Origin of the sequence: Verrucomicrobium sp. 3C, assembly GCF_000379365.1 — a bacterium.
Taxonomy (GTDB): Bacteria; Verrucomicrobiota; Verrucomicrobiia; order Methylacidiphilales; family Methylacidiphilaceae; genus Methylacidimicrobium.
The window spans coordinates 410174-415616 of the sequence record NZ_KB901875.1 but is presented as its reverse complement, the minus strand read 5'-3'; the positions used below and the strand labels follow the sequence as shown (position 1 = coordinate 415616).

General features: G+C 63.5%; 6 protein-coding genes. 3 read left to right on the top strand and 3 right to left on the bottom strand.

Annotation, left to right across the window (positions count from 1 at the left end; genetic code table 11):
- Window positions 1-200 precede the first annotated feature (200 nt).
- On the bottom strand, window positions 201-308 hold the full coding sequence (locus A37A_RS18860; RefSeq protein WP_196799465.1) for a transposase: 108 nt from the start codon (window positions 306-308) through the stop codon (window positions 201-203).
- Window positions 309-445: 137 nt separating this feature from the next.
- Here A37A_RS18860 and A37A_RS0102470 point away from each other — a divergent pair, with 137 nt between their 5' ends.
- Both A37A_RS0102470 and A37A_RS17970 read left to right on the top strand, forming a co-directional pair.
- Window positions 446-1357: a GntR family transcriptional regulator gene (locus A37A_RS0102470; RefSeq protein WP_018289960.1), complete on the top strand. Its 912-nt coding sequence runs from the start codon at window positions 446-448 to the stop codon at window positions 1355-1357.
- A complete protein-coding gene (locus tag A37A_RS17970; RefSeq protein ID WP_018289959.1) occupies window positions 1354-1866 on the top strand; it encodes a DoxX family protein in 513 nt (170 codons plus the stop codon). The genes A37A_RS0102470 and A37A_RS17970 overlap by 4 nt, the downstream gene beginning before the upstream one ends.
- A gap of 5 nt (window positions 1867-1871) precedes the next feature.
- Here A37A_RS17970 and A37A_RS0102460 read toward each other — a convergent pair whose 3' ends face one another.
- Both A37A_RS0102460 and A37A_RS0102455 read right to left on the bottom strand, forming a co-directional pair.
- Complete coding sequence (locus A37A_RS0102460) at window positions 1872-3599, bottom strand: NADPH-dependent assimilatory sulfite reductase hemoprotein subunit (RefSeq protein ID WP_018289958.1); 1728 nt, start codon at window positions 3597-3599, stop codon at window positions 1872-1874.
- A gap of 104 nt (window positions 3600-3703) precedes the next feature.
- Window positions 3704-4270, bottom strand: coding sequence for a thioredoxin family protein (locus A37A_RS0102455; protein WP_026195602.1), 567 nt, complete (start codon window positions 4268-4270; stop codon window positions 3704-3706).
- A gap of 143 nt (window positions 4271-4413) precedes the next feature.
- Between A37A_RS0102455 and A37A_RS0102450 the strand changes: the two genes are divergently transcribed.
- Window positions 4414-5241 carry an MOSC domain-containing protein gene (locus tag A37A_RS0102450; protein WP_018289956.1) on the top strand — a complete coding sequence of 276 codons (828 nt, stop codon included), beginning with the start codon at window positions 4414-4416 and terminating at the stop codon, window positions 5239-5241.
- Window positions 5242-5443: the final 202 nt, after the last annotated feature.

Sequence of the window (5443 nt, the reverse complement as noted above, 5' to 3'; positions counted from 1 at the left end):
CGTAATAGGATGGAGACCAGAGATGCTCCCATCCCACAACCGCTCCTCTAAGTGCGCGTGGAAACGTTGAAAACAGCAAGGCCGAGGCGTCTAACGGCCCTTGAGCACCTTGACGGCGCTCGGCCCACGGCAATGGCGGGAGGGCATGGCCTGAAGAAACAGGATGGCATGTGGTCCCGGCTGGAATCTCCTTCGAGAGATCACTCGGCCAATTCTCTTTCCGCGCAAATCGAATCCAGCATCGCTCGCATTTCCTCGGCCACCGGTCCCGTCAACACGTCGATCCGATACTTCGGGCACCATACCACATGGTATGCGGTTTTGTAAACACAATTGCGATTGGTGATAACTCGTTGCGTGTCGGAAAGACTATATCACGTGTTGCGTTCCGCGCAACCGCAATTCCTCCCGCGATTCAAATCGCAGATTTCCTTCCAGGAACTCTATGAAGGGGAAAAGAACCCATGCGGCGGGCGAGGAAAGCCGGAAGCGGTCCCGGGGCGAGGAGACCCCGGCGCGGCCGCTGCCCCGCCACGAGGAACTGACCATCTGGCTGCGGGATCAGATCGAGTCGCGCTGTTATAGTCAAGGGGACCGGCTCCCCTCGGAAAAGGAGCTTCAGGAGCGGTTCCTGGTGAGTCGGATCACCGTTCGGCGGGCACTTCAGACGCTCGAAGCCGACGGCCTCATCTTTCGCCGGCAGGGGGTCGGCTCCTTCGTGGCGGACTCCCGGCTGCGGCAGGGGCTCGTGCGCCTCACCGACTTTTCCGAGGATATGGCGAGCGCCGGGGTGGAGCCGAGCTCGCGCATCCTCTTTCAAGGCCCAGAGAAAGCGAGCGCCAAGCTCGCCTCCTGCCTTCGACTGAAGGAAGGAGCTCCCTGCGTCCGGCTCGACCGGTTGCGCCTCGGGGATGGGCAGCCGATCGCGCTCGACCAGACTTGGCTCCCGAGCGAATACGGCAAGATGCTCGAGGGACGGGACCTGACGAGAGAGACGATCTACCGGATTCTCGGAGCGGATCATGGCATCCCGGTCCTGCGCGGGCACTACCGGATCGAGGCGGTCGAAGCCGAGCCGGAGGTGGCCAAAGCCTTGGGAGTCGGGCAGCGTCGGGCGCTGCTCCTGATCTCCCGCCTCTCCTACACGTTGGACGATCGGCCGATCTACTTCCAGAAGCGCTACTATCGCCCGGACCGGGTCGTCTACGAGGTGGAGCTCGAACGGGCGAGCCGGCATGAAGGGGGTACGGTGCCGGTGGGCATACCGCTGCGAAGCTTCGCTCCGGTCTTCTCCCAGAAGCAGGACAAGAACCATGGCAAGGGTCGGGTGAAGAAGGCCGAGGAGAGGAGCGAATGACGGTTGCGGACCGCTGGCTGGCGGTATTGCGTATCCTGACGGGGCTGCTTTTTGTGGAAAGCGGAGTCCACAAGTTGAGTTGGGCAGGAAGGGTGGGCGGGTTGCCGACCCCGGCCGTCTCCGAGCGGTGGCAGCAAGCTTTGCCCAAGCGGCTTTTGGAGTTTGCCGAGAAGAATCCGATTGGCGGGTATCGCGCCTTTCTCTACCGCTCGGCGATTCCCAACCGCCGTCTCATCGCCGCCCTGGTGGCGTGGGGAGAGCTTCTGCTCGGGCTCTCGCTGGCTTTCGGGCTCTTGGCTCGCCTGGCTTCGTTTGCGGGGTTTTTCCTGGCGGGTAACTACTTTTTGGCCGACTACTGGATGGGTCCCTGCCAGAGGAATCTGGGTCTTCTGCTCCTGACGATTTTCCTGGTCCTCGGCTCTGCGAATGCAGGCCGGTACTGGGGTGTGGACCGCTGGCTCTTCCCGCCCACGCCCAAAAAGACCAAGAAGGGGGATCCAGCCGGTTAGACGGGTCAGGCCGGCGCCACGACTTTCGTTTCGACCGCTTCGTCGTGGAACTGGTCGGGGGAGGGAAGCGGTCCGCGCGGGCGAGTTCGCGCCCAGTATTGGCTGAAGCTCTCCTCCGGAAGCCGTTCGCGCGCGAAAGCGGCCAGGTAGCCGCGGATGAGGTCGGGAATCTCCTCTAAGCCGACGCTTCGCTTCTCCAAACCGGCGAGTCGGTCTCCGGCAAGGCTTCCGCCGGCAAAGAACGCATACTTGCCCGGAGCTCGTCCGACGAAGGACAAGTCGGCGTTGTAGGGCCGGGAGCAACCGTTGGGGCAGCCGCTCATCCGGATCAGGATGGGCTCTTCCTGAAGACCGAACTCTTCCAGGATCCGATCGATCTTTTCCATCACCGTTGGAAAGACGCGCTCGCTTTCAGCCAGGGCGAGTCCGCAAGTAGGGAGGGCGACGCAGGCATGGGCGATGCTCCGCGCCGCAGTAGTCGGGAGGGTGGTGGGGACCCCGTACTCGGCCAAGAACTCGTCCAGTTGGGCCTTTCGTTCGCATGGAATGTCGGCCAAAAAGAGGTTTCCGTTGGCCGTGAGGCGGATGGGAAAGCCGAAGTCGATCGCGATCTGCCGGAGCGCCTGGCGGAGCCGAAAGCCCGGCCGATCGAGGATGCGGCCGTTTTCGACGAAGAGGCCGACGAAGAGCTTTCCGTCACCTTGCTCATGCCAACCTAAGGGATCGGCGACCGTGGTGAAGGAAAACGGGCGGGGCGGCTCCGGCGCGAAGGAGAGACGGGAAGCGACTTCCCGGCGGAGCCAGTCGATGCCCCGATCAAGGAGGAGATACTTGAGGCGGGATCGCTTCCGGTCTTGCCGGTTGCCGTAGTCCCGCTGGGCGGTGACGACTGCGATCGCTGCCTCCTGCACTCGCTCCTTGGGAACGTAGAAAAGGGGTTCGGCCAGATGCGGCTGTGTCTGTCGGAGGCCGTGGGTCATTCCGTGGCCGCCCCCGGCCAGGAGCGTGTAGCCCTCCACTTCCTGTCCGCTCGCATGGGCGATGAGGCCGAGGTCGTTGGAAAAGACGTCGACGTCGTTGCGCGGGGGAAGGGCGATCCCGATCTTGAACTTCCGGGGAAGGTAGGTCGCTCCGTAGATCGGCTCCTCCTCGGTCGGACCCGCTTCCCCAAGCGGGAGCGGCTCCCCGTCGATCCAGACCTCGCTGTAGGCGCGGCTACGGGAGAGGAAGGTCTGACTGAGGCTGGCAGCGAGTTCCTGAATCTCGCGGTAGATCGGATCGGCGACCGGAACCGGCGTGGCGACCGTATTCCGCACCACGTCGCCGCAAGCGCCCCAAGTGAGGATCCCGGAAGTGATGATCTCCGAAACGGCGCGGCGAAGGTCGGTCTTCTGAATCCCATGGAGTTGGATTCCTTGCCGGGTGGTGATCCGCAGAGTGCCGTTGCCCACCGTTTCCGCGAGGCGGTCGAGCGCCAAATATTGGGCGGCGCTGAGCCGGCCCCCCGGGGTCTTGGTCCGGATCATGAAGATCCAGTCCTTGTCGAGGCCGGCCTTCCGCCGTTCGGTCCGCCGATCCCGGTCATCCTGCTGGTAGCTGCCGTGGAATTTCAGGATCTGGGCGTCGGTCTCGGAAAAATGAGTCGCGGCCGCGTCGCGAAGCGCTTCCGCGAGGGTTCCGCGCAGGCGATCGCTGCTTGCCTTGACCTGTTCGGCGGGGCTTTGGGAGTTCATATTCCTAATAGCCCATAGAGTTGGTATATAATGCAAGCAAAAAAACTCGGCCCGGCTTTTTTGTTCCTCTCTGCAAGCACGCTCAATTATCGGGATCGTTTCGTTTAATCGGGTTCGTTCCCGGGCTTCCACTTGATGCTGCAGCCGATGCTGGGCCGCTGATCGGCGGGAGCGGGTTTCCCGGCGAGGATCGCTTCGATGGCGGCCCGGAGGTCGCCGCCCGTGACGGGCATCGGATTTCCCGGCCGGCTCGCGTCGTACTGGCCGCGGTAGGCCAGGCGCTGATCCCGGTCGAAGAGGAAGAAATCGGGGGTGCAGGCGGCCCGGTAGGCCTTGGCGATCTCCTGCGTCTGATCGAACAGATAGGGGAAGGAATAGCCCAGTTCTTTGGCAACCTCGGCCATCTTTTCGGGCGAATCGTCCGGGTAGCGGACCGGGTCGTTGGCGTTGATGGCGACCGCCGCAAGCCCCCGGCGTTGATACTCGGCGACCAGTTTGACCAGATGGTGCTGGAGATGTTTCACATAGGGGCAGTGGTTGCAGAGAAACATCACGAGGAGGGCCGGAGATCCGGCGAAATCCGAAAGGGAGACCCGCTTCCCGGAGGTGTCCGGAAGCGAAAAGGGAGGAGCTTGCGTTCCGAGCGGGGTCATCAAGGATGTGGCGGCCATGCCAAAATATGTAAGAGGCGGGCGCAAGGCGGACAAATCTTTTTCGAATGGATTCCACGAAGAGCTTTTCCTTGCCGGGATTCCGGTCTCGGGGATAGCCTTGTCGCCAGGATGGTAATGGAGGCAATCGTAAGGAGAACCCAATGAGCACGGGAGGAAAGGGCGGGGGAGAGGTCATCAGTCTGCGCCGCTATCCGGTGAAGTCGATGAAGGGCGAGGAGTTGACGTCGGCCCGAGTAGGCGCGCAAGGGATCGTCGGCGACCGCCACTTCGCCTTCCGGGATGCGGAAACCGGAAAGATCGTGAGTGCCAAGTATCCGGCCAAGTGGGGCAAGATCTTTGATCTGCCGGTCTCCTGGGCGCGCTCCCCGGAAGAGTCGACGGAGCCGGTCATACGCTTCCAGCTTCCGGGAGGGGAGTGGCGGCGGAGCGACGATCCCTCGGCGGCCGAGCCGCTGGGGGCTCTCTGCGGCCGGAAGGTCTCCTTGCTCTCTTCTGCGCTCGACGCGGTCAGCCTCGAGGAGTATTGGCCCGATATCGAGGGGCTGGCCCACCGGGAGGCGACCACCGACGAAAAGATGCCGCCCGGGACCTTCTTCGACGCAGCACCGGTCCACCTCGTCACGACAGCCACACTCCGGACGCTACGCGAGCTCTATCCGGAAGGTCTCTTCGAGGCACGCCGGTTCCGTCCCAATTTCGTGGTCGCCCTGCCGGAGGGAGAGCGTGGATTCGTCGAGAACGGCTGGATCGGGAAGCGACTCCGGATCGGCGATTCCGTCCGGCTCGAGGTCACGATGGGCTGCGGCCGCTGCGTCATGACGACCCTCCCTCAGGGGGATCTCCCCCAGGACCCGGGCATTCTCCGGACGGCGGCCCGCCACAACCGCGCCGAGGTCGGCGTCTACGCGAAGGTCCTTTCCGGGGGCTGGGTATGGAGGGGTGCGCCGCTCGTGGTGGAAGAAGACTGAGCCGAAAGGGAGGGGCGCTCATGCTGAATCCCCGTCCGCGCCATCTCTCTGCGTGATGCGCCCTCCGCCCGCCGGAGCCCGGCAGGCACGCTCCCGCTGCACCAAAACATTGCGCTTGCGCGGTCTCCGTTGGGCCCGTAAGAGTGGCGGTGTAAACAACCCGCGACTGAAGTCGCAGGCTTTATCGTGAAGCGCAGACATG

What these genes read in the sequence shown, in the direction of transcription:
- A37A_RS0102470 (WP_018289960.1), top strand. Translation starts at nt 446, where the DNA reads ATGAAGGGGAAAAGAACCCATGCGGCGGGCGAGGAAAGCCGGAAGCGG.
- A37A_RS17970 (WP_018289959.1), top strand. Translation starts at nt 1,354, where the DNA reads ATGACGGTTGCGGACCGCTGGCTGGCGGTATTGCGTATCCTGACGGGG.
- A37A_RS0102460 (WP_018289958.1), bottom strand. Translation starts at nt 3,599, where the DNA reads ATGAACTCCCAAAGCCCCGCCGAACAGGTCAAGGCAAGCAGCGATCGC.
- A37A_RS0102455 (WP_026195602.1), bottom strand. Translation starts at nt 4,270, where the DNA reads ATGGCCGCCACATCCTTGATGACCCCGCTCGGAACGCAAGCTCCTCCC.
- A37A_RS0102450 (WP_018289956.1), top strand. Translation starts at nt 4,414, where the DNA reads ATGAGCACGGGAGGAAAGGGCGGGGGAGAGGTCATCAGTCTGCGCCGC.